General features: G+C 65.4%; 25 protein-coding genes and 1 tRNA gene. 12 read left to right on the forward strand and 14 right to left on the reverse strand.

Annotated elements, in window-relative coordinates; genetic code table 11:
- Positions 1 to 17 precede the first annotated feature (17 nt).
- Complete coding sequence (locus tag AB7G19_RS38375; protein WP_063985822.1) at positions 18 to 509, reverse strand: hypothetical protein; 492 nt, start codon at positions 507 to 509, stop codon at positions 18 to 20.
- Positions 510 to 708: 199 nt separating this feature from the next.
- Here AB7G19_RS38375 and AB7G19_RS38380 point away from each other — a divergent pair, with 199 nt between their 5' ends.
- Both AB7G19_RS38380 and AB7G19_RS38385 read left to right on the forward strand, forming a co-directional pair.
- The gene (locus tag AB7G19_RS38380; protein WP_085401906.1) at positions 709 to 996 is read left to right on the forward strand and encodes a PsiF family protein; all 288 of its coding nucleotides are present in this window, start codon (positions 709 to 711) and stop codon (positions 994 to 996) included.
- A gap of 101 nt (positions 997 to 1,097) precedes the next feature.
- Positions 1,098 to 2,183 (forward strand): AbrB family transcriptional regulator, encoded by a 1,086-nt coding sequence (locus AB7G19_RS38385; protein WP_085401905.1) that lies wholly within the window; start codon positions 1,098 to 1,100, stop codon positions 2,181 to 2,183.
- A gap of 169 nt (positions 2,184 to 2,352) precedes the next feature.
- Here the strand turns inward: AB7G19_RS38385 and AB7G19_RS38390 are convergent, their stop codons facing one another.
- Entirely contained in the window at positions 2,353 to 2,892 is a 540-nt protein-coding gene (locus AB7G19_RS38390) for a disulfide bond formation protein B (protein ID WP_085401904.1), read from the reverse strand.
- A 158-nt stretch (positions 2,893 to 3,050) separates the two neighbouring features.
- Here AB7G19_RS38390 and AB7G19_RS38395 point away from each other — a divergent pair.
- Both AB7G19_RS38395 and AB7G19_RS38400 read left to right on the forward strand, forming a co-directional pair.
- Positions 3,051 to 3,135, forward strand: a tRNA-Leu gene (locus AB7G19_RS38395).
- 192 nt (positions 3,136 to 3,327) lie between these two features.
- Complete coding sequence (locus AB7G19_RS38400; protein WP_085399474.1) at positions 3,328 to 3,630, forward strand: hypothetical protein; 303 nt, start codon at positions 3,328 to 3,330, stop codon at positions 3,628 to 3,630.
- A 35-nt stretch (positions 3,631 to 3,665) separates the two neighbouring features.
- Here AB7G19_RS38400 and AB7G19_RS38405 read toward each other — a convergent pair whose 3' ends face one another.
- Positions 3,666 to 4,127: a DUF6314 family protein gene (locus tag AB7G19_RS38405; protein ID WP_085399475.1), complete on the reverse strand. Its 462-nt coding sequence runs from the start codon at positions 4,125 to 4,127 to the stop codon at positions 3,666 to 3,668.
- Between the two features lie 125 nt (positions 4,128 to 4,252).
- Here AB7G19_RS38405 and AB7G19_RS38410 point away from each other — a divergent pair, with 125 nt between their 5' ends.
- Entirely contained in the window at positions 4,253 to 4,483 is a 231-nt protein-coding gene (locus AB7G19_RS38410; protein WP_063985827.1) for a hypothetical protein, read from the forward strand.
- A 7-nt stretch (positions 4,484 to 4,490) separates the two neighbouring features.
- Here AB7G19_RS38410 and AB7G19_RS38415 read toward each other — a convergent pair whose 3' ends face one another.
- Positions 4,491 to 5,450 (reverse strand): AraC family transcriptional regulator, encoded by a 960-nt coding sequence (locus AB7G19_RS38415; protein ID WP_135215746.1) that lies wholly within the window; start codon positions 5,448 to 5,450, stop codon positions 4,491 to 4,493.
- A 297-nt stretch (positions 5,451 to 5,747) separates the two neighbouring features.
- Between AB7G19_RS38415 and AB7G19_RS38420 the strand changes: the two genes are divergently transcribed.
- The 5 genes from AB7G19_RS38420 (at position 5,748) to AB7G19_RS38440 (ending at position 12,026) form a co-directional block, all read left to right on the forward strand.
- Positions 5,748 to 5,990 carry a hypothetical protein gene (locus AB7G19_RS38420; RefSeq protein ID WP_063985829.1) on the forward strand — a complete coding sequence of 81 codons (243 nt, stop codon included), beginning with the start codon at positions 5,748 to 5,750 and terminating at the stop codon, positions 5,988 to 5,990.
- Positions 5,991 to 6,014: 24 nt separating this feature from the next.
- On the forward strand, positions 6,015 to 6,266 hold the full coding sequence (locus tag AB7G19_RS38425) for a GCG_CRPN prefix-to-repeats domain-containing protein (protein WP_085399477.1): 252 nt from the start codon (positions 6,015 to 6,017) through the stop codon (positions 6,264 to 6,266).
- 273 nt (positions 6,267 to 6,539) lie between these two features.
- Positions 6,540 to 9,287: a DUF2235 domain-containing protein gene (locus AB7G19_RS38430; protein WP_135215747.1), complete on the forward strand. Its 2,748-nt coding sequence runs from the start codon at positions 6,540 to 6,542 to the stop codon at positions 9,285 to 9,287.
- A gap of 121 nt (positions 9,288 to 9,408) precedes the next feature.
- Complete coding sequence (locus AB7G19_RS38435) at positions 9,409 to 10,092, forward strand: response regulator (protein WP_038933185.1); 684 nt, start codon at positions 9,409 to 9,411, stop codon at positions 10,090 to 10,092.
- Positions 10,089 to 12,026, forward strand: a complete 1,938-nt coding sequence (locus AB7G19_RS38440) for a sensor histidine kinase (protein ID WP_085399479.1) — start codon at positions 10,089 to 10,091, stop codon at positions 12,024 to 12,026. The genes AB7G19_RS38435 and AB7G19_RS38440 overlap by 4 nt, the downstream gene beginning before the upstream one ends.
- A 137-nt stretch (positions 12,027 to 12,163) precedes the next feature.
- Here the strand turns inward: AB7G19_RS38440 and AB7G19_RS38445 are convergent, their stop codons facing one another.
- Positions 12,164 to 12,445: a hypothetical protein gene (locus AB7G19_RS38445; RefSeq protein WP_085399488.1), complete on the reverse strand. Its 282-nt coding sequence runs from the start codon at positions 12,443 to 12,445 to the stop codon at positions 12,164 to 12,166.
- 226 nt (positions 12,446 to 12,671) lie between these two features.
- On the opposite strand from AB7G19_RS38445, the gene AB7G19_RS38450 reads away from it, so the two are divergent.
- Complete coding sequence (locus AB7G19_RS38450) at positions 12,672 to 12,896, forward strand: hypothetical protein (RefSeq protein ID WP_014491555.1); 225 nt, start codon at positions 12,672 to 12,674, stop codon at positions 12,894 to 12,896.
- 131 nt (positions 12,897 to 13,027) lie between these two features.
- Here the strand turns inward: AB7G19_RS38450 and AB7G19_RS38455 are convergent, their stop codons facing one another.
- The 7 genes from AB7G19_RS38455 to AB7G19_RS38485 form a co-directional block, all read right to left on the reverse strand.
- A complete protein-coding gene (locus AB7G19_RS38455) occupies positions 13,028 to 14,920 on the reverse strand; it encodes a PQQ-binding-like beta-propeller repeat protein (protein WP_085399480.1) in 1,893 nt (630 codons plus the stop codon).
- A 2-nt stretch (positions 14,921 to 14,922) separates the two neighbouring features.
- Positions 14,923 to 15,390: a hypothetical protein gene (locus AB7G19_RS38460; RefSeq protein ID WP_085399481.1), complete on the reverse strand. Its 468-nt coding sequence runs from the start codon at positions 15,388 to 15,390 to the stop codon at positions 14,923 to 14,925.
- 8 nt (positions 15,391 to 15,398) lie between these two features.
- Positions 15,399 to 15,620, reverse strand: coding sequence for a hypothetical protein (locus AB7G19_RS38465; RefSeq protein ID WP_144030652.1), 222 nt, complete (start codon positions 15,618 to 15,620; stop codon positions 15,399 to 15,401).
- 130 nt (positions 15,621 to 15,750) lie between these two features.
- Positions 15,751 to 16,434: a hypothetical protein gene (locus AB7G19_RS38470; RefSeq protein WP_085399483.1), complete on the reverse strand. Its 684-nt coding sequence runs from the start codon at positions 16,432 to 16,434 to the stop codon at positions 15,751 to 15,753.
- A gap of 87 nt (positions 16,435 to 16,521) precedes the next feature.
- Entirely contained in the window at positions 16,522 to 17,229 is a 708-nt protein-coding gene (locus AB7G19_RS38475; RefSeq protein ID WP_085399489.1) for a hypothetical protein, read from the reverse strand.
- 131 nt (positions 17,230 to 17,360) lie between these two features.
- Positions 17,361 to 17,609 (reverse strand): hypothetical protein, encoded by a 249-nt coding sequence (locus AB7G19_RS38480; protein WP_028147356.1) that lies wholly within the window; start codon positions 17,607 to 17,609, stop codon positions 17,361 to 17,363.
- A gap of 169 nt (positions 17,610 to 17,778) precedes the next feature.
- Complete coding sequence (locus AB7G19_RS38485; RefSeq protein WP_085400971.1) at positions 17,779 to 18,744, reverse strand: NAD(P)H-dependent flavin oxidoreductase; 966 nt, start codon at positions 18,742 to 18,744, stop codon at positions 17,779 to 17,781.
- A gap of 108 nt (positions 18,745 to 18,852) precedes the next feature.
- Here AB7G19_RS38485 and AB7G19_RS38490 point away from each other — a divergent pair, with 108 nt between their 5' ends.
- Entirely contained in the window at positions 18,853 to 20,415 is a 1,563-nt protein-coding gene (locus AB7G19_RS38490) for an AMP-binding protein (protein WP_085400969.1), read from the forward strand.
- 422 nt (positions 20,416 to 20,837) lie between these two features.
- On the opposite strand, the gene AB7G19_RS38495 is transcribed toward AB7G19_RS38490, so the two are convergent.
- Both AB7G19_RS38495 and AB7G19_RS38500 read right to left on the reverse strand, forming a co-directional pair.
- Positions 20,838 to 21,611: a thioesterase family protein gene (locus tag AB7G19_RS38495; RefSeq protein ID WP_085400967.1), complete on the reverse strand. Its 774-nt coding sequence runs from the start codon at positions 21,609 to 21,611 to the stop codon at positions 20,838 to 20,840.
- Positions 21,612 to 21,738: 127 nt separating this feature from the next.
- Entirely contained in the window at positions 21,739 to 22,707 is a 969-nt protein-coding gene (locus AB7G19_RS38500) for an NAD(P)H-dependent flavin oxidoreductase (RefSeq protein ID WP_085400966.1), read from the reverse strand.
- Positions 22,708 to 22,812 lie beyond the last annotated feature (105 nt).

Here is a 22,812-nt window from a genome sequence, read left to right on the forward strand (position 1 = left end):
TCGCATCATGTCGAAGCTCAGGCGGCGCCCTTCAGCTTCTTGTTGCACTCGCTGTAATAGCCGCCGCCCTTCTCGATCCACTTCATGCCGCCATTGCCGTTGGTGGTCTTGTTGGCGTTGTACTGGTCGACGCAGGTGTGGAGGCGCGCCTTGCCGGCGGTCTCCTTGGCGTATTTCGGATCGACGGCGTTCGGATAGATCGCAGGTCCGGCCGGCAGGGTTGGCGCGGCAGCGGGGGCCGCCTCCTTCTTCGCCTGCTTCGGCTCGGCGGGAGCGGCGGGCGCAGCCGGAGCAGCGGCGGCCGGCGCGGCGGCAGGCGTCGCATCCGCTCCGCACTGGGCCTTGCGGAAGTCATTCCACTTCGTTGTGCCAAGCGAGCCGTCCTTCTTGGCGGCCTGGTATTTCGCACTGCACTCCTGCGAGGTCAGCGCCTGCGCCGGCGCGCTCGCGACCAGCGCGGCAAAGCCCGTCAATGCAACCGCACACAGCAATTTTGATTGAATGGTCATCCTTGGTCCTCCTCCTTGGTCTTCCCCGACGGAAGCGAAACGAGGATTGCTATCCTAGCGTGCCGCCCGGCCGCGACAAGGAAGCGATGGCGCCTGCCGCCAAAATATAGTGATCCCCCCGGTTCGGATTATTCATGTCGCGTTCAGCAAGGCGAGCCGACGTTCCCAACCCTCCGCAATCTCGCAAGAGTGCACCACCATGACCTTCACGTCTCGCCTCGCCATCGTCGCCCTGACCTCCCTGCTCGCCACCGGCACCGCCTTCGCGCAGACCGCCGCGCCGGCTGCCAAGACCGACGCCAAGACCACAACTGCCGCCGCCCCCGCCGACAAGAAGGCGTCGAAGGAGCGCTCGGCGGAGTCGCTCGAATGCTCCAAGCAAGCGGACGCCAAGGCACTGAAGGGCAAGGAGCGCAAAAAATTCCGCCGTGAGTGCATGAAGGAAGCGAAGGCCGGCACCGCCGCCCCCGCCGCCGACAAGAAGTAAATCCGTCACACTACGGCTCGCGAGCATCCGTGAGAGGCGCGCGCATTGCGGCATGACGAGGCTGCAATTGTGCGCCTCTCGTTGATTTGCGATAAGGTGGCGTGAAGCAAATCACCGCCTCCCTGCCGTTCGAATGGCCAAGCCGTGCCAAGATCTTGAGCACGGTGGAGACGCTCGTCATCGGCACCGCCGGCGGCCTCGTGTTTCTGGTCGCCGGACTTCCCGGGGGACTGATCTCGGGCTCGATGATCGCGGTCGGGATCGCCGCGATCGCCGGCCGCCAGCTGGCACTGCCGCCGATCCTGACCCAGACCGTGCTGGTGCTGCTCGGCATTTCACTGGGCTCGGTCGTCTCGCGCCACCTGCTGCAACAGGTCAGCGCCTATCCCCTCACCATCGGCCTGCTTGCGCTCGCGACCTTCTGCTCGACCTTCGGCTCGAGCTATTACCTCCAGCGCATTCATGGCTGGGACCGCACCTCGGCCTTCCTCGCCGGCAGCCCCGGCGCGCTGTCGCAGATCACGATCCTGGCGGTCGAGCGCGGCGCCGACCTGCCCGGCATCGCGGTGGTGCAGACCCTGCGCGTGATCATCCTCACCGCGGCGCTGCCGATGGTGCTCGCGTTCGCGGGCGTGGCGCCCTCCGTCGCGCCGTCGCTGACGACGACGATCGCCTCGCCGCTCGAGCTCGTGGAGCTGGTCGCGGCCTCGCTGGCCGCGGCGCTCCTGCTGCGGCTGATCAAGTTTCCGGCGAGCTGGATGTTCGGCGCGATGATCGCCTCCAGCGTGCTGCATGGCGCAGGCTGGGTCGAGGGCGGCCTGCCGAACTGGGTGCGCGGCGTGGCGCTGATCGGCATCGGCGCGCTGATCGGCAGCCGTTTCGCGCGGATGCGGATCAAGACGCTCGCCGGCCACATCCATGCGGCGCTGGGCTCGTTTGCCGTGGCCATCGCCGTCTCGGCCATCTTCGTCGGCATCGTCGCGCTCACCGCGCAGGTGAAATTATCGGATGTCGTCGTCGCCTTCGCGCCGGGCGCGATGGATGCGATGCTGGCGCTCGCGCTCACGCTGCACATCGACCCGATCTTCGTCGGCGCCCATCATTTGTCGCGCTTCGTGTTCGTGACGATCGCGACCCCGGGCATCGTGCACCTGTTCGGCCGCACGCAGGACGATGTGGATGATTAGCGAAGCGCCGCAGTCGTAGCGGAGCTCCGGTCTCGTAGGATGGGCAAAGGCGCGCTAGCGCCGTGCCCACTATGCTCCCGCAATATCGCTAAAAATGGTGGGCACGCTTCCGCCTTCGCTCTTCGAGCTACGGCGGACAAGTCGCTTTGCCCACCCTACGGCAGCTTACCTAACGCCTCGCCGTCCGCAAAAATCCCCACGCCGCGATCGCGGCCATCAACAGCGAGATCAGCACGTTGTAGCCGGCGAGCGAAAGGCCGAGAAACCGCCACTGCACCTCGTCGCAGCGCACCACCTTCACGGTATCGAGCTTGGACAGAAGGTCGGCGGCATTGCCGAGATTGATGACGGGACCGGAGCAATCGGTCGGGCCCTTCCAGAAACCCCATTCGACGCCGGAGTGGTAGGTGCCGAGGCCGGCATTGGCGAGTGTCGCCAGCGCGAGGATCGCAAGGCCCGCGAGCAGCAGCGGCCGCGGCGCCCCGCTCCGCGCCGCAAGCGCCGTGAGCACACCGACCGGGATCGCGAGATAATAGGCGTAGCGCTGCTCCAGGCACAGCGGACAGGGCAGGATCTCCAGCACGAGCTGGAAGAACCAGGCGCCGGCGATGGTCGCGGCGGCAATCAGCGTGACGAGCACCGAGGCGGTCAGCGCGGGACCGGTCCCAGCCGGCCTGAATGCAGGTATTGCGGCACTCTGGGTCGTCACGGCAGCCTCTTCCGGATGGGTCGCTTTCTTAAGGCTCTAACCCCGGCCCAGGCGGCTGTCGAGAACGGCCGGGATCACTTTGGCGCGGGTTGACCCTGCCCTGTCCATGGCTATAGTCCGCCCGCTTTGCGAGGCCCTTTTCCAGGGGCCGACCGGGAGCCCCTGTGGCGGAATTGGTAGACGCGCTCGACTCAAAATCGAGTTCCGCAAGGAGTGCTGGTTCGATTCCGGCCAGGGGCACCAGCCTTCGCTGCTTCGCAGCTACGGCTGGGCGAGCCGGGCGGAGGTCTATCCATGCGAAGCAGGGAAGGCTGTCCCGCCGAAGCCTTGGCGAAGGCGGACTAGATCAACGAGTCCGGTATTTCCCTCCCCTTCCAATCGTCACATCCAACCTGTATAAACCGGTAGCTTCTTCTGTAACTCGAAGGAGCTCACATGAACGACCTGCATACGTGGCTTTCGCAGCAGCACCACGGCCTGCGCACCTTCCGGACATTTCAGCAAAAGCTCGAGACGCTCGGCCGGGACGATCCCGCCCAGCGCGGTCTTTGCCGCCTGTTGAGCGGCCTCGTCGGCAGCTATGTCGAGGCCTTTGACGAGGAGCCGCTGCCGGTCGAAATCGCCGATGGCGCATATCAGCGTCTGCTAACGCTGGTCGAGAGCATCGATATTCACGGCGACGCCGACCGCCGGCTCGCCGACATCAACCGCGTGGCGGAGAGTGAGCTCTGGCGGTGAGAGGCGGCACGGCCGTCGCCATCGCCCCGGCTTGATCACGCGAGACGCGTGTAGGTCGTGTTCATCGTGTAGTCCTTGCGTGGACCCGATACGACATGACGGACGACGAACGTTCCATCCGGCCGAAACATGTAGGCCGACTGATAGTCGTCGTGCTTGCAAAGATGGCGCGCACGTCCGCTCAGCTCTCCCCCGGAAGATGCGGACAATGAAATCTCGTGAAACAGCCGCGGCGGATCTTCCCTGAAGAAGACCTTGAATCCGCCCTCGCTGTTGCTGAAGACGTATTCGCGTTCGGCCTGCACAATGGCGCCGTTCGCGAGCTTCAGATGTCCCTGCTCGCGATAGGCCAACCGCCCCCCGTCCAGTGGCGTGAAGATCGCGATACCCTGCATCGTAGCCTGGCCTTCGATGACACGGTTGAAGGACCACGAGCCGATCAGCCTTTTCGTGACGTCCGAGGCGTCACCCCAGCCGTCGATCATCACTTCATTCATATCTTCAGACCTGCGCAATTAACCAGCCGGCCCAGCCTCTCAGGACCCGCAGCCGGGAGTTCGACTTCAGCGAGCCGATACCTATATCCTATCGCAACGAAATGGTGATGCAGTGAGCAGCTTCGATGGCCAGGAGACGCACGACGGAAGCGGACGCCGACGACCTCCCCCGCTATTTCGTCTGGGTCCGGGGCCTCGAAGGCCCCGAGCCGCAGAAATGGATGGCGATGGATTTCGGCATCGGTGACTGGAAGCGGCCGCAAGTGCTGGCCTTTCTCGAGCTGCCGGAAGGCGAACGGCACCTGCCGCTGTCAGCGCTGGCGCGCCGCTATCCGCCACCGAGGGTGGAGACCTAGCGCTCTCTCACTTCCCCCTCGCCGCGGTCGGCGTCAACCCAAACCGCCTGCGGAAGCAGCGGTTGAAATAAGAGAGATCGTTGAAGCCGCAGGCAAAGGCGATGTCGCTGATGCGGCCCTCGCGATGTGCCAGGAGGTCGGCGGCCTTGCGCAGACGCAGCTCAGTGAGGCGGGTGGTGAAGCTGGCGCCGGCCTCGAACAGCAGCTCGTTGACGTAGCGCTCGGAAAGGCCGCCGGCGGCGGCAAGCTTCTGGGCGGAAAAACCCGGCTCGTGGAAGCGCGCCTCAAGAATCGACAGCACGGCCTTGAGCCGCACGGCGCGCAGGCCCCCGCGTCGCGCGGCAGTGGCGATATCGCTGCGGGCACCGAGACCGATCGCGGCAAGGTCGAGCAGATGGCCGGCGATCGCCATGCCGGCCTCGTCGGCGGCCGTGGGATTGCGGAGGAGGAGATCGCTGTAATCCATCGCCAGCAACAGCGCGCCGCCGGGCTCGAGCTCGCAGCCGACGAGATCGTCGATGTCGGCGACCATCGCGCGCAGCGTATCGACCGGCAGATGCACGTTGGTGAAACGCTTTTGGCTCGCGCCGTCGGCCGCGAAGAACGGCTCGTCCAGCTTGAGCAGCACCATCGCTCCCGGCCGCATGGTGAATTCGCGGCCACGATGGATCACCTGAGACGGAAGATCTCCGGTGTTGCGCGCGAGGCAAAAGCGGTCGTCGCCGGTCTCGATCACCTGGCGCTTCTCGCGCCGGACCGTGACGAAGCTGCCGTCGCAACGGCCGAGCATGGTGGTGCCGATATGGATCGAGTTCATCGTGGCGCGAAACGGCACGTCGGACGCCGGATCGAGCTCGCCGGTGTTGGAGAAATGCTCGAACAGCTCCGCGAAGCGGATGAAGCGCTGCCGGTCGGACAAGTCCTGTGGCAGCATCTCGGTCGAGAGCGACTTCCTGATGACGGACATCGAGAACGACTTTTCGAGAATGGCTTTTCTAAGTTCTTAAAAAAAGGCTTGGCGCTCGCCGAACCTCGCACGCCAAACAGACGCCCGCAGAAGACCAGCATACCGCAAGCTATCAGCACGCCAACGTGAATCAAGCCGCGCCGGTCAGTCCAAGCTGCGACGGCGCTGGCGCCGGACAGTCCAAGACGCCCCACACAAGCGGGCCCTATTCAGGCAGCGGATGCGGCACGCCACACAAGGACTGCATCCGGGCAAACGGGCGGCCCCAGCCTGACGCCCGCTGGAGGAGACAACGACATGCGAACCTCTCTACCCCGCAGCCTCGTGCTCGGCGGCGCCATCGCGACCAGCCTCTGCATCGGTTACGCGCTTGGCGCGCAGCCGCACATGGACGAAGCCATCGCGATCCTGCAATCGGCCCGCGCCGAGCTCGGCAAGGCAGAGCCGAACAAGGGCGGTCATCGCGAGAAGGCGATCGGGATGATCGACCAGGCGATCGCCGAAGTACGCGCCGGCATCGCGTTCGCCGCCGGCCATTGAAGCAAGGGCATTCGGGAGGAAGACATGATACGCACCCTGTTTGCCACGGCTCTCACGCTCGGCGTGATCACGGGCGTTGCCCAGGCCATGCCGCTCACCCTGCTCAACGCAGGCGCGAACGGCGACGTCATCGCGGTCGCCGGCGGCTGCGGCCCCGGCTGGCACCGCGGCCCCTATGGCGGCTGCCTCAGGAACTACGCCAACCCCGCCGCGCATGCCTGCCCGCGCGGCTACCATATCGGCCCCGGCGGCGCTTGCCGCGGCAATGGCAGGTAGGAGCTGAACACTCCGCCTCTCCCCGCTCGCAGGGGAGAGGCGTCCGCCGACATCACGCCTCTCGCCACCGGCACCAGCAAGACCAAACGTTTTCGTAACCGTCATGCCGCGGCGTCCGACCGCGGCAGGGCGGCGGCGCGATCCCGCTTGCTACCTCAACGGGACTATGCACAGAATGCACCTGTTTTTCATAACACAACCATTGATTGAAATCGTGGAGTGCTGAACGGCTCCAGCCCGAAGTGCTTCACCGTCGATTGCCAGAGGGGCCCCATGACCCAGCATGATGGCGCGCAGAATGGTGATTCTGCCAGACCCAAGCACACGCATGACGATGCAAGCGCCGGCGGGACGACCGCCACCACCCTGTCGAAGCGCAAGCTGGTGCTGTTCGCCGACGGCACGGGCAACGCGTTCACCGCCCAGGAATCCAGCGTCTGGCGGCTCTATGAAGCGCTCGACCACACCCAGCCGGACCAGATCGCCCACTACATCAAGGGTGTCGGCACCGCCGGCTGGGCGCCGCTCGCAGCCATCGACGGCGCCACCGGCATCGGCGTTCCCTCCAACGTCCGCAAGCTCTACCGCTTCCTGTGCTGGAACTGGCGCGAGGGCGACGAGATCTACATCTTCGGCTTCAGCCGCGGCGCCTTCACTGCGCGCACGCTGGCGGCGCTGATCGCGAGTCAGGGGTTAGTGCCGGCGGAAATCAAGGGCGAGCCGGTCTCGCATGCCGAGATGGAGCGCAACGCCATGTCCGCATGGCGGGAATACCGCAAGGAATCGGTGGGCTATCGCAGCCTGCCGACGATCTGGATTACGCGCTGGATTCGCGACCTGCTGCTCATCATCTACCATTTCGTCTGCGGGCACCGCTCCTATTGCACGGTCCGCAAGGCCATGGCCGGCCGCAAGAACGTCAAGATCGAATTCCTCGGGCTGTTCGACACCGTCGAGGCTTTCGGCGTACCGATCGAGGAGCTGCGCGTCGCGATCGACTGGGCAATTTGGCCGATTTCGTTCCGCAATCACCGGCCCTCGCGCAAGGCGAAGCACATCTGTCACGCGCTCGCGCTCGACGACGAGCGCACCACCTTTCATCCGCTGCGGATCGACCAGAGCCGTCTAGCGAATGACCAGACTGTCAAGGAGGTGTGGTTCGCGGGCGTCCATTCCGACATTGGCGGCGGTTACCCGGAATCCACCCTCTCCTTCGTTCCGCTGGTCTGGATGACCGAGCAGCTCGGTGGCCAATTGCGCTTCCAGAACGGCACGATCGAGCGCTTCCGCGAGTATCAATCGGCGATCGGGCCAAAGCACGATTCACGCAGCGGCGCCGCCGTGCTTTACCGCTACGGTCCGCGGCCGATCCTCGAAGGCGATGTGAACGGCGGCAAACCGGTCGTTCACTTCGCCGTGGTCGAACGAATGCTGTTCGGATGCGACGATTATGCGCCGATCATGCTGCCGGCGAACGCGCGGGTGCTGATGCCCGACGGAAGCATCAGGGAGCTCACCAATGACGGCGCGCACCAAGCCATGCATGACGCCTACGCGAAGAAAGCGAGGCGCCCGATAAGCAAGGAGGAATCCGACGCCTTCACTGGAATGAAAGCGCCAGACGCGGACATGGCGAATCTGGCGCGCGGCGCCGTGTGGTGGCGACGCGTGGCCTATTTCTCGCTCCTGATCATGACGGGCATCATCGCCGCCTGGCCGTGGATCGCCCGCAAGATCATAGATACATCCGGCAAGAGCCTGCGCGATTTTGTCAGCAACATCGACTGGGGTTTCAGCGCCATACTCGGCTCCGTCGCGAACCTGCTCAAGAACGTGTTGCCCTCCTATGCGGGGCCATGGCTCAATATCGCACTCTATTATCCTGTCGCGACCGCACTCGTCGTGCTGGTCACGTGGTGGGTCTGGAGCATCAACGCCTCGCTGCGTGATGGCATCCAGGAGCGGGCGCGACTCGCCTGGTACCGGCCGGAACGGAAGGCGAGCGCAAAAAACCTCAGCCGGATGAGTTTGTTGTTCAGGTTTGGCGGTTTGATGCAGCGAAATGCGCGGTGGATGAGCTTTCCGTTCACCAAGATCATCTTTCCCATCGTCTCCATCGTCGTCATCTACGCCGCGGCCTTGCTGATCGCCTCGAGCAGCTTCTTCACCTGGCGCGTCGCGACCGGACAGGTTTGTGAAACCCCGGAAACAAAAGCCGCAGAGGCGAAGAGAAAGGGAGCGAACGTCGCGGTAGACATTCCGCCTGCCAAGCCGGTGGGCGACAACGCGCTTCCTGCGGTCGAGCTTTTCAACGTCAACCAGTTCTGTTGGGCAAGCAGGCTCGCCGTGGAGAAGGGCCGCAAATACCGGGTCTGGATCGATATCGACCAACGCTGGTTCGACCGCACGATCATGACCGGCGTCACCGGATTCCAGACCTACGAAAACCACCATTACCTCGCTCTCCCGACCCGGCGACTGTTCGGCGCGGACTGGTTCCAGCCGGTCGTACGCGTCGGCGAGAAGGGCCTGAACGATCAGCCGCTGCAGGCCATGAACGTGATGTCGGCAGATGAACTGCCGCGCCGCATTGACCCGACCCTTCCCGAGGAAAATGCTCAGGATGAGCCAAAAAACAGATATCCCGTCCGCATCGAAAACGCTGAGGAATCGAGCACGGACGATGCGGCGAAGCTGACGACACTCAAGGCTGACATCGCGAAGATGGGCACATTCGATGCGCTTCCGCCAGACGAGTCGGCACGCAAGGTCTGGGACACGCAGAAACTTGCAGACCGGATGGTGGCCGAATTCACCGCACCTGATTCCGGCGAGCTGTTCTTCTACGTCAACGACGCCGTGCAGATCGTCCCGGGCTTCCTGCGATGGCTGGCCCCGGCAAAATACGTCGACTATTTCGGGCCGGACGAACAATACTACAAGAACAACAGCGGCACGGCGCGGATCACGGTACAGCGTCTGCCCGCGCCGCCGACGCCATCGGCTGCGGCAAAGCAGTAGGCGCCGGCCACACCGGAGCGGAAGAGTGACAACGCCCCCATGATTATGGGTGTCGCGGCGTCCGCGCCGCGGCTAAACTTGGCCTCGCGCCGCGGGGGACACGCGGTGCGGGACGATGAACATGAGCGAACAGGGCGAGACGGGTGAGGCCATCACCATCCTCCTCGTCGAGGACGACGCGCCGACCTGCTGGCGGCTCCAGGATGCGCTGGTCAAGGCCGGCTACAAGGTGCGCAGCGCAGGAACGCTCGGCGAGGCGCGCCAGGCCCTGAACGGCGGCGCACCGCGCGTGCTGCTGACCGATCTGCGGCTGCCCGACGGCCATGGCATCGAGCTGATCCGCGAGACCCGGCAGCGCTTTCCCGACACCGAGATCATGGTGATCTCGGCGCTCGGCGACGAGGAGAGCGTGATCTCGGCGATCACCGTCGGCGCCACCGGCTATCTCCTGAAGGACGCCTTCCCGACCGACATCGCCACCACCGTGCGCGATCTGGTCGCCGGCCATTCGCCGATCTCGGCCTCGATCGCCCGTTTCATCGTGCGCAGAACGCAAGGCGCCGCGCCGAGTTCGGCCGAGCCGCCGCGCGGGCCCGTGCTCAACACCGCACGACTCACCCCGCGCGAGATCGATATCCTCTGGGGCATCGCAAAGGGTTTCAGCTACGCCGAGATCGCTAGCCATCTCGGCCTGTCCAGGCAGACCGTGCCCGGCCACATCAAGAACATCTATCGCAAGCTCGAAGTGCACACGCGCAGCGAAGCGGTGTTCGAGGCGGTGCAGCAGGGCCTGATCAAGCTGTGAGCGAGATTGCAGCGAAAGCACCTGCGCGACCGCGGCGCCGGCTGATCGCGGCGCGCCTCGTGCCCTATCTGCTGCTCCAGGCGCTGATCGTGATCGTCACCATCCAGGGGCTGCGGCTGCTCCAGCCCAGCGACCCCGACGATTTTGCCGTGAGCGAATTTTCGCTGCGGGAGGACGGCACGACCCGGGCGGTGACGTTGCCGCATTTCACGTCGTCGCGCTACGCGCTCCAGGACCCGCCGCTCTATTCGGGCACGTTCGTCTTCAAGCCCGATGCGGCAAACACGGCCTGGTCGGTCTTTCTGCCGCGCTTCAGCAATGGCGTGGAGGTCGCGGTCAACGGCGTCGCGATCCTGGACTCCCGGCGCGATCCCACCGCCAACCGGCCCGACCGCAACACGCCGGAGATCACAGTGATCCCGTCGTCGCTGCTGCGCGACGGCAGCAACGCCATCACCGTGCGGCTATTGGTGTGGGGTCCGCTGCGAGGCTTCCTCGACACCGTCTATGTCGGGCCGGACGAAAGCCTGCGGGGAGCCTACGAGACGCGCACGCTGCTGTTCGTGACGCTGCCCGTGGTGTTCTCGGCCTGGCAATCGTTGCTGGCGGTGATCCTCGCCATCATGTGGCTGATGCGACGCCGCGAGCCGGTCTATGGCGTGCTGGCGGCAGGAATGCTCGTCGGCGCGATGCAGGCCTTCGCGCCGGCGCCGCTGCCGCCCGCGCCTTATCCGCGGCTGGCCGCCATCCTGCTGGCGTCCGCGCCGATCGAGAGCGCGCTGGTCGTGACGTTCGCGGTGCTGTTCTTCGGCTGGCGCTGGCCGCGCTACGGGCTGCTGTTGTTCGCGCCGGGGCTCGTCATCCTGCTGGTCGGGCTCTTTGCGGGCCAGCCGATCCCGCGCATCACCTTCCTGTTCCTCGGCGTGCCGACCGTGGGCCTGTGCCTGATGCTGCTGGTCGTCATCCTGACGTGGGCGGTGATCAGGCGGCAGGACGCGGCGAGCTTTACCTTCGGCTGCGCCGTGACCATCGTGCTGACCTGCTGGTTTCACGACATGCTCTCGGCGTTCGAGTTCGTGCCGGACGATCGCACCTTCGTCACGCGGCTGTCCTATTCCGCGATGCTGGTGGCGATAGGCGCCGGACTGACCTGGCGCTTCGCCCGCGCGCTCAACGAGGTCGACAGCTTCGCCGGCCAGCTCATCGCACGCGTGCGCGAGGCGGAGGAGCGGCTGAAGGCAAGCTTCGCCCGCGAAGAAGAGCGCGCCCGTGCCGCCGCACTCGCCAACGAGCGCACGCGCTTGATGCGCGACCTGCATGACGGCCTCGGCGGTCAGCTCGTCAGCATCGTCGCGCTCTCCGAGCGTGGACACGAGGGCGCGACCATCACGGACGCTGCGCGCGCCGCGCTGAAGGATCTGCGCCTGGTCATCGATTCCATGGACGACATCGGCGGCGACCTGATGCTTGCGCTCGGCTCCTGGCGCGAGCGTGCGGCGGCACAATTGCGGCCACACGACGTCGCACTCGAATGGCACGTGGCGACGCCGCAGGGCCTGCCGCTCCATCCCGAACTGCGGCCATGGCACGTCATCCAGATCGTGCGCATCCTCGACGAGGCCGTGACCAACGCGGTCAAGCACGCGCAGGCGCGCCATATCGTTGTTACCATCGAGACGCTCGACGATGGCCAAGGAGATGGTGACCGGCCGTGTGGCATGATCAGCGTCGCGGACGACGGCAAGGGCTTTGCCCTGTCCGGCAACGGCGAAGCCGGCAGTGCGGGCCAGACCGCGCGGGGTCTGCGCAACATGCGAAGCCGCGCCGCGCGCTGCGGCGCGGTGCTGGATCTGGCCTCGGATTCCTCGGGGACGCGCGTGCGGCTGCAACTGCCGAAAATCTTTCCCGATAGCGACGCCGCCGCCGCGGGCTGAAAAGCCCCCTCCCCGAACGTGTGGGACGCACGGAGAGAGGGGACGGGCCGGATTATCGTCATGCGGAGGACGGGGGGGTCGTCCGCAGATCATCCTTTCGCCCGAAGCAATGCAATCAACTCAATCAAACGAGATCGTCAGCGCACGCCGACGCGATTGACCGGGCCTCCGCGATTCATCGGCGTTCCCGCACGAACGCCGACGCCGGGCGCGCCGACTCCGGGCGTCGCCACCGCGACCGCGGCGGCCGGCGCGACCACCACCGCCCCGGCCGGCCGCACCACGCAGCCCTTGGGCACGCCGACCGTCTTGCAATAGACCACCGCCTGCGCCGGGCTCGTGCCCAGCGACACCATCGCCGCGCCCGCGAGCATCATGACCGTCAGCCCGGCGCTCAGCGCTCCCACGTTTTTCGACATCTTGCTCTCCTGCTTCCCGTTCGGCGCCCCGATGCAATCACCGGGTTTCGCAGCCGACGTGCAGCCTGAATGGCAAAAGACGGCGCGCGGATACATGCCATGAAGATGGGGGTGCGCCGAGCGAGCCGATGCCATGAACATGGCATGGACCGGCAACGGCCCTCCGCGAGATGGTCCGGCTCACCCGATCCCAGCGGGACCCTTCACAATCCCAAAGAGGTGTTTCATGAAGACTTCAGTTCTTGCCGCGCTGCTGCTCGCTGCGGCCATCCTGCCCGCCGCTGCCCAATCCGGTCCGACGCCGCAGGAGCAGATGGCCTGCCGCGGCGACGCCGGCAAATTCTGCGCCGAACATATCGGCAAGCCGCCGCAGATGAATGCCTGCCTGCGCGAGAACAAGACAAAGCTCTCGGACGCCTGCCGCAAGGTGGTGGAGTCGCACGGCGGGTGATCTTCTTCCTTCCCTCCTGTGGGAGGTGCCTTGCCGATGGCAAGGCGGATGAGAGCTGCCTCGACGCACCAAGAGCAGAGACTCTCTGCCGCGAGCCACCCTCTCCCGCGAAGAAGGGAGAGGGACAGCAGCTAATTCGTCAGGCCATAGACGTCGATGCGGCCGTCATAAGTCGGGCGATAGATGCGGCCTTTCCAGACGATCGGACGGTTGAACTTGGGATGCATGAAGGCGTGCTCCGGGCCCCAGTCCTCGCTGTCCCAGATCACCTGGAGCCGTTTGGAACCATCCGGATTGGTGGCGAAATTCTGCGCATCGTAGACCAGGAAGCGGCCCGGACTGAGAATCATGTTGCTGTCCTGATAGGGCACCATCGCCACGATGATGCCATCAGTGCCGTTGTTGGCGGCAAGCGTGATGCTCCAGCCGGGCATGCCGCCCGGCGGACGCGGCGATTGCGGCGAGGCGATCTCGTTGCCCCCGGCGAGATAGGTCGTTCTCCCGTCGGCCGCAATCGACCATGCCCGCAAGGCGCTGTTCTCGCCGCCGACGAAATGCATGGTGCCGTGGGTGGCGGACTGGAACAGCAGCGGCGTGCCATGCAGATGCCGCGTCGCGCCGCCGGGAAACACGTTCAGCTCCATCGGTGACGCCGGCGCAGGCGGCACGGCGGGATCGAAATACGTGTACAGGATCGGTGGCATGAGAAGCCTGTTGTAGTTCGCCGCGAAATGGCCGGCCGCAAGTTCGCCCGGCTGCGTCTTGCCGAGCGCATTGGCATTGCCGGTGTAGAGGATGCCGTCCTTGCCCGCGGCCAGAATGGCATGGGCGGAGGCGACATAGACCGGACCGCCGGAACCGAAATCCTGGTCGCCCCACATCGACTCGTTCATCGCCTCCATGTGATGCGCCACGACCGGCGCGATCTGCGCATCGGTTGCACTGCGACCCGAGGTGACCGCGACATGCGGCATCTCGCGCGCATACCGAGGCTTCAGCGTCATTCCCATACGCCTTGCATGCGCGATCACGGAGGGCAGGGAAACGTTCGACGGCAGCGGCAGTTCGTCATTGTCGTCATCGTCGGCGGTTGCTGCGTCCGCAGCCGCGCCGACCCGGTTGGCGTCGGTCCATGGCGCCCACCACGACATGACTTCGAAATGCGCATGGCTTCCGGTGTGCAAGGCGAGCCGCACGATGCTCTCGCCGAAATCGCCATGCTGCGGCGAGAACGCTCCGTTGCCGGTGATGACGTAGATTGAACCGTCGGGAGCGAGGGCCGGGCCGGCCCCGCTCTGCCACAGCCCGCCGCCGGAGCCGGTGACGGTGGAGCACCACGACGCAGCGAGCCGCCAGGCATGGACGTCGACCGCGAGCAGCCAGCCGCGCGCCGTCTTCGAGGTCTCGGCGATCGTGCCGAAGGGGATCAGCACGTGGTTCCGCGTCAGCGTCAGGGCGCTGCGCTGCTTGCGCTGGGCCGAGACGAATTTCTGCACCGGCAGGCCGCTCGGCGGCGTGTAGACCGCGCCCTCCAGGTTCAGCAGCCCGTGCACCTTCGAGCCGTCGCGGATCCGCAGCGCCGCGAGGAAATGCTGCCCCTTGGCGACGCTGCCGTCGTCGCTGATCCAGGCGCAGGCATAGAGAATGCCCGCCCCCTCGTCGATCACCGGGGTCGAGAGAATGCCCCAATGGACGTTGGTCATGTGGCCGTCGATCGCCCTCGTTCCGACGATGGGACGCCCCAAGTTGGTCGCCCAGATCTTCTCGCCGGTCACAGCGTCGAATGCATAGACCCAATTGCCCATGCTGGCCTGGAAGATCAGGTCGCGGATCTTGCCGTCGGCTGTGTGCAGGCCGCCGACCGCCAGCGGCTGCGCCTCGAGCCTGGGATCGTCGGGAATCGGAAGGCTGAAGAGTTTGACGATGCCCCTGCTGCGGACGGCGGTCGCCGTCAGCACCGTCTCGGAATTGTTCGTACCGGTACGGGCACGGTCGTAGCTGCGGGTCGTGACGGAGGCGACCATGCTCAGGCTCCGTAGGCGAGGAGGCTTCCGGCCGCAATCAGGCAAGCCGCTGCAAGCGGTCGTACGTCGCGCAAGCCTGCGCGCCACCCGCGCGACACGACGGCTCCGCAGGCAAAGCCGAGCCCGGCCATCATCGCGCTCGACAGTGCGGCAACGGCCGGCGCATCAGGCGTGCGCGACACGAGATTGTCGATCGCCAGCAGCGGTGGCAGCACATAGAACCACCCCGGCGCATTCAAAAGACGTTGCGCGATGGGGTGGCGCACCACCAGCGATGCGCCGCACGCGATCAACAGGATCGCTGCGAGCCCGCCCGCGACCGGCATCGTGACGCCGAGCGCGGAACCCAGCGCATCGCAAGCGCCGAACATCAGAATGAGCGGCAGCACATGCGGTTGCGGAACGATGAGTGCGAGCGCAAAGGCCACGATGAGACTGTCCGCGGACGTCCACAACAGATGTATCGACATGGAAACCTCTAAAAGGTTTGCAATGCGAGATAAGTGAGGTCAGTCGAGAAGGCCGCCCCGTCGTCCGCCTTCGAGGGCAATTGCAGCGCGGTGAAACCGCGATTCCGCGCGTGTCGCGCGAGAAAGTGGAGCAGCCAGGCAATGCCGGCTCTATCAACCGGCGTCGGCACGGTGACGCCTTCGCGGTACGGCGCGAAGAAGCGACCCCGAGCTAACAGCGCTACGCCCATGACGAGGCCTTTGGCTAGCCACGCCAATCATGCATTGAACGGAGATCGTCTGGAAGTTGAAATTCGAGGCAAGCGCGTCCGCAGAACGAACCGTCGCTCACGATCGCGTGCACGACGGCGAGGATGGGCGCTAGTCGTCGTCGGGCCCGAACAGCCTGATCTGCGGCAAGCCGCTGCGCGGCCGGCTCGCGACATCGCGCGCATCGGAATCTTCGCGGATGTTGCGCGCGACGTCATCCCAATCGGTGCGGTCGCGCATGCCGCGCGGCTCGCGGGGATCGTAGTGCCGGCGCTCGGCCCAGCGCTCGCGGCGCTCCATGCGGCGCCGTTCGGACGCGGCGCGCTTCATGTCGGAATCTCTGGCCTTGGCATAGGCGTTGTCGGGTGAGGATGGCGGCTCTGTCGATGCCTGCTGCTCGGCAGGCTTTGCGACTTGCGGAGGCAATGCCGGTGCCGGCTTGGGCGGCTCGGCCGCGGCCGCCTGGGAAGGCTGCGGCGCTGGCGGCTCGGCGTTCGCTTGCCTTGCCTGCGTGTCGGGCTTTGCGGGTTCGGATTTGGCTTCGGCCTGCGCCGGCGCGGCGATCATGGCGCCGAAGGCTTGCGAGCCGGTGAGATATTGCAAGCGCTCGGAAGGCGCGTCCGTCATCGCGGGTTTGGCAGCTTCAGCGCGCTGCGCCATCTTGCTCGTGTCCGGCCCCTGCTTGGGCGCGACCGGATTCATGATATTGCCGGCGACGATGCCGCCACCGAGACCAATGGCGATGGCCGCGACGATCGTTCCGGCACCGACGAAATAAGCTGTCGAGGCGCGCATTGGTCCACTCCCTCTTTGGAGCGGGCAACGTTTGTCGATTGCCGGATGTTCCCGATGCGGGACGCAGTTCCCGGAGGAACTTGCGCGTCAGATCTGCTGCGCGACTTTTTCAAGCCCGATGATTCGGGCGAGCTTGCGAACTTCTTCCTTCTGATCCTCGCGCAGCTGGAACAGCAGCGGCATTGCGGCCGACTTCAACTGCTGGACCTCGTCGCAGTTCGGATCGATCGGCACGCCCGGCGCGTTCGGATTGGAGAGCTTGTTCGCGGAGATCTTGCGGACGACATTGCGCAGCGCGGTCTCGACCGAGGGCCAGTAATATTCCTGCGACGACGACAGTTTCAGGCGATCTCTGATGCCCGCGATCTGCACGTCGGACAGCAACGAATAGTTTTTCTGCGGCTGCGGCTTGGCGGCGGCTTTCGGCTTGGCCGGAGCTTCGACGGGAGCCTCTGCGGCAGCGGGCGCTTCATGCACACTCGCCTTGGGCATCGGGAAATCGGCGGGCGTTGCGGCGGCAAACGCCTGGCGCAGCGGCTCGGTCAGCACCGGCGCCTGCGAAAGCTTGTCGGCGGAGACCTGGACCGGATCGATCGCGGCCGAGGCCAGTGCCAGCGTCGGGACCAGGCGGTCGGCCTTGGCGGCGCGATTTGTCGAAAGCTGCTTGGGCGGCGGGGCCTGCGTGATCATCTCCGCGCTGACGCTGGGCACGCTGTCACGGCCGAGGATGGCGGTGGTGGCGGCGCCGAGGACGAGGAAACAGGTCAGCACGACGATGGTGATGGCTTTGGACAAACGTCTCTCCAGGCCCAGCTTCAAGTCCACGTGACGAGTGCCCGGAAACTGGGCGGTAAATAAGGCTTAACCGAGCCATCGCGACGGCAATCGCGCGGACTGTGGCGACATGCCCCGAAATCTCAAGGAAATCAGGCAGCTAGCGCCAGGTCGTAGGCATCCTGGATGTCGGCGACGATCTCGGAGGCCTCCCAGACCGCGCGCGGCTCGACCGATTGCAGCGTCACCGTCCAATTGCCGCCCCGGCGGGTGCGGGGGACGCTGAGGATGTCGAAGCGCACGTTGCGGCACAGCGGATGACGGGCCAGAGCATGGGCCACGCGGACCCGGATTTCGTCCAGCGTCGCGGCTGTCTTGCTATTGAGAAAATCGAAGTCCATCGCCTGTCCCTCTCGGTCCTGATTGGCGGCCGTGAGGGGGATTCTTGGCGGGCGTTGGTTAATCTGCCGTTAAGTACGGGGCCGCGGAGGAGCGCTCGATTAACTGTGATCGGGAGCGACGGCCCCTCCTCTCCCTCCCCCGCAAGCTGGGCGAGGGGAAGGACGCCGCCTACCGCCCGCCCGCATCGCGATATTCGGCGAGGGTCCGCGCCACGAGATCGTCGACCGCCATCACGTCGGTCACGCCCGATGTCGCGTGTCCCCCGCTCCAGATATCGCGCCAGCGTTTCGGGCGGTTTTCGCGCGCGTCGACGTCAATGTCCTTGCCTATATCGATCGCGCCACGTGCCGGCAGATCGTCGGGATCGAGGCCCGCAGCCAAGATCGACGGCTTCAGCATGCTGGTCTGCAACCCCGTGAACGCGGTGGTCAGCAGGATGTCGTCGGCGCTGCTGTCGACCAGCATCTCCTTGTGGCGCTCGTCCGCCATGCTCTCGCGCGTCGCGATGAATTTCGTGCCCATGTAGCCGAGATCGCAGCCGAGGACTTCAGCCGCACGCAGCGCGCGGCCGTCGCTGATGCCTCCGGCGAGCACGATGATGCCGTCAAAGAATGCGCGCACCGCGCGGACGAAAGCGAACGGATTGAGCCAGCCGGTCTGCCCGCCTGCGCCCGCGGTGAGCAGCACCAGCCCGTCGGCGCCGGCTTCCGCCGCACGCTGGGCGTGGCGGATCGAGGCCACGTCCGCCAGCACCAGCGCGCCGGCATCGTGCAGCGGCTTCAACACCGGCGCGGGCGATCCAACAGAGGTGATGACGATCTCCGGCTTGTGTCGCAGCAGCACCGCGAGATCCTGCTCCAGCCGCGCGTTGGAGCGATGCACGATCAGGTTCGGGCAAAGCGGCGCGGCCTTACGACCTGTGTGATCTTCGTGTTGCCGCAGTCGCGTTTCGATCTCGGTGAGCCACGCCTCGAGCTGTTCCGTGCCGCGGCAATTCACGGTGGGGAAGCTGCCGATCACGCCATTGCGACAGGCCGCGACCATGAGCTCGACGCCCGACACCAGAAACATCGGCGCCGCGATCAAGGGCAGAGCGAGACGATCACGGAAGTGTTGCAGTCGATCGGATGTCACTCACGCCTCCTTGCACGGGCTTTGTCGTTCCATCCCGCATTCTCTGTGCTAGCGTTGCGCACAAACATTGGCACGTCAAAAGCCGATGACAAAACAACGGGGAAACATATGTCCGATCCGCTCCACGCATCGTCCCCGACTTGCGCGCAGACGCTGCGGGCACTGTCGCGCTATCCCGGCCGCACCGCTTTCGCCTGGCCCGGTGGATCGCTGAGCTATCAGGGCACCATCGACCTGATCGGACGCATCCAGGCCGTGTTCATGCGGCTGGGCTTGCAGCCCGGCGCGCGCGTCGCGTTCCTCACCGCGAACCGTGCCGACACCTGGTGCGCCGGTGTCGCCGCGCAATTATCCAGGCTCTGCGTCACCTGGCTGCATCCGCTGGGATCGAGGGCAGACCAGCTCTTCCAGCTCGAGGATTCCGAGGCCGAGATGCTGGTGGTCGATGCCGCCACCTTCCGCGATCGCGGCGGCGAGCTTGCCGCGAGTGCGAGCCGGCTCAAGGCGGTCTTCACCACGGGACCGGCCGACTATGGCGTCGACCTGTTGCAGGCGATCGAGATCGAAGGCTACGCCGGCGCGCATTGCTTCGCCGGCCCCGACGATCTCTCAACGCTGAATTACACCGGTGGCACGACCGGAAAATCCAAGGGCGCACTGCGCTATCACCGCGAGAACGCCGGTGGTGCTGCCGCGATCCTCGCCGACTTCGAGATCCCTGACACCCCGCACTACCTCGCGGTTGCCCCGATCAGCCATGTCGCCGGCACGAAAGTAGTGCCGACCCTGATGCGCGGGGGCACCGTGCACATGCTGAAAGGCTTCGATCCCGAGGCGGTGCTGGCGACGATCGCGCGCGAGCGCATCAATTTCACGCTGTTCGTGCCGACCATGATCTATGTGCTGCTCGATCATCCCGCGCTGAGCAGGACCGATCTGTCCTCACTCGAGCTCGTGCTCTACGGCGCCTCCGCGATGTCGCCGAGCCGGCTGGTCGAGGGCATCGAACGCATTGGGCCGGTGTTCTCGCAGCTTTACGGGCAGACCGAATGCTATCCGATTTCGGTGCTGCGAAAGGCTGATCACGATCCCAGGACGCCGGAGCTGTTCCTGTCCTGCGGCTTCCCGATCTCGACCTGCGAGGTCAGGATTCTCGACGACAACGACCAGGAAGTAAAGACGGGCGAAGCCGGCGAGATCTGCGTGCGCGCGCCGCATGTCATGGCCGAATACTGGAAGCGGCCCGACATCACGGCCGAGACGCTGAAGCATGGTTGGGTCCACACCGGCGACGTCGCGCGCAAGGACGAGCGCGGCTACATGTTCATCCTCGACCGCAAGAAGGACATGATCGTCTCCGGCGGCTTCAACATTTTTCCGCGCGAGGTCGAGGACGTGCTGTCGCAGCATGCGGATGTCGCGATGGTCGCGGTCGTCGGCATTCCCGACGAGAAATGGGGCGAAGCCGTTACCGCCATCGTCGTGCCGCGTGAGGGGGCACAGCCCGATCCGGACGAGCTGATCAATCTGGTGAGGACGCGAAAAGGCTCGGCACATGCACCGAAGCAGATCCAGTTCGTCAAGCAGCTGCCGATGACCGGCGTCGGCAAGGTCGACAAGAAGGTGCTGCGCGCGGGCTTCTGGAGTGGACGGGACCGGATGGTGGGGTAGTCATCCCCGATCTGCAACTTGTGGCAGGTAGCACCGCACGTATTCCCGCGGCCGCACTCCGGGGTTCTACGGGTCGCTGTGACCCGCGAACAACAGCTCGGAAGGGACTTTTCAGGCACGCCGTCCGCGCAATTGCAGGCGAATCAACGAATCAATTAGACCGCTGACGGGGCTGGGAAGCGGAGTATCAAATGAGAGTCGCTTCCTTGGAAAGTGCGTTGGCCGCGATCACGTTGATCACGGCTATCATCGTCCTGCTGTGGGAGATCAAGATCGTCTACGGCAGCTGAACTGGCAGGACGCTGGCGTCGAACAGAGACCTCCGGACAAGAAGAGGTTCGCGACCAGGGCATCCCTTCCGCGGCGGCGGAAGTCTGCCGTTCCATCGGCGCAAGGAGCGATCACGGCGCTTGCCGACACGCTTACCGCTTTTCGATCACCAGACTCTGCACCGCCCGGCCGAAATAGCCGCGACGATCCGCGAGCCGCGACATCGCGAGGCCGGCGCCGTCGGGACCGATCCAGGATTCGCCGTCGAGCAAGATCCACTCGCCGACCGGCTGGCGCGATAGGTTCACAGTAAGGTCGGCATTGATGTAGGTCCAGGCGCGGAAGTCGAGCGTCGAGGCGGTGCCGTTGGAGAAATCGGCAGCGACCACGGCGCGCATCGCCTGCGAGACCGCTTCGCCTTCGACCAGCGGATGGTCGAGGCGAAACCAGATCGCGCCGGCCCCGGCCTGGCCGAACCGGCCGCGCGCGGCGCGCATCGAGACCATGCCTGCGAACGGACTGGTCGCGCCATGGCCGTCCTCGACCAGCGAGTCCTCGGGCGACGGCAGCGTGACCGGCAACTCCTTGACGTCGTCCGGCAAAGGCTGTGATTGCCGCTTGATCTTGAGCACGGTGGCATCGACGACCTGAATACCGTCGGCGAACAACTTGATCTCGCAGAGCTGGATCTTGCGCCCCTCGCGCAAAACCTCGCTCTCGATCGTGAGCGGCGCCACCGGCACCGGGCGCATCAAGTCGATGGTGACGCGCGCAACATTCATCGGCACCGGCGTCGGAATGCGTTCCGCCGCCCACGTCACCAGCGCGGACGGCGCTGAGCCGTGCTGCATGCGCCGGTCCCACGGACCGGCAGCATTAGGGCTGGTGACGACGTTGTTGCCGTCGACGCGGTAGATGGCGGTCATGTTTGCACGGTATCTCGGCTGGCGTCCCCCGGACGCAGCGCAGCGCCGGGGTCATGTGCTGCAGCGATGGGTCCCGGCTCTGCGCAGCAGCGTTGCGCGCTGCAGCGCGTCCGGGACACGAGAGCGGTTAGAGCGGCGGATCGATCGCCTCGTCATATTCCTTCTTGAAGCGCGCGATCAGATCGGCGGCGGGGATGATGCCGTCGACGCTGCCGATGCCCTGGCCCGAACCCCAGATCTCCTTCCAGGCTTTCGGCTTGGCGCGCTCGCCGGAGGCATCCGTGCCGAAGTTCATCTTGGACGGATCGGACGTCGGCAGGTTTTCCGGATCCATGCCGGCCGCGAGGATCGACGGCTTCAGATAGTTGCCGTGCACGCCGGTGAAGAGGTTGGAGTAGACGATGTCGTCGGCCGTCGAGCCCGCGATCATCTCCTTGTATTTCTCGACCGCGTTGGCTTCCTTGGTCGCAATGAAGGCCGAGCCGATATAGGCGAAGTCGGCGCCGAGGATGCGCGCGGCGCGGATCGCCTTGCCGTTGCCGATCGCACCCGACAGCGCGATCGGGCCATCGAACCATTTTCGCGTTTCTGCAACGAAGGCCAGCGGCGAGATGGTGCCGGCATGGCCGCCGGCGCCGGCCGCAACCAGGATCAGGCCATCGGCGCCCTTCTCGATCGCCTTGTGGGCGAACTTCTGGTTGATCACGTCGTGGAAGACGATGCCGCCCCAGCCGTGCACCGCTTGATTGAGCTCCTCGCGCGCGCCGAGCGACGAGATGATCATCGGCACCTTGTACTTGGCGCAGAGCTGCATGTCGTGATCGAGCCGGTTGTTCGACTTGTGCACGATCTGGTTCACCGCGAACGGCGCCGACGGCTTGTCGGGATGGGCACGGTCATGGGCCGCGAGCTCTTCGGTGATCCGCGCCAGCCATTCGTCGAGCAGCTCCGGCGGCCGTGCGTTCAGCGACGGAAACGAGCCGACCACGCCGGCCTTGCACTGCGCGATCACGAGATCGGGCACCGAGATGATGAAGAGCGGCGAACCGATCACGGGGATCGACAAGCGCCCCTTGAACAAGGCAGGCATGGACATAGGCGAAACGATCCTTTGGTGGCGAGCAAATCGAAAGCTGGAGGCCATACCAACAAGGCAATCTTTCCACTGTCAAGTATTGCGTTTTGACGCCGTGGCGGATGC

The sequence above is a fragment of the Bradyrhizobium sp. 215_C5_N1_1 genome (assembly GCF_052075935.1).
Lineage (GTDB): Bacteria > Pseudomonadota > Alphaproteobacteria > Rhizobiales > Xanthobacteraceae > Bradyrhizobium > Bradyrhizobium barranii.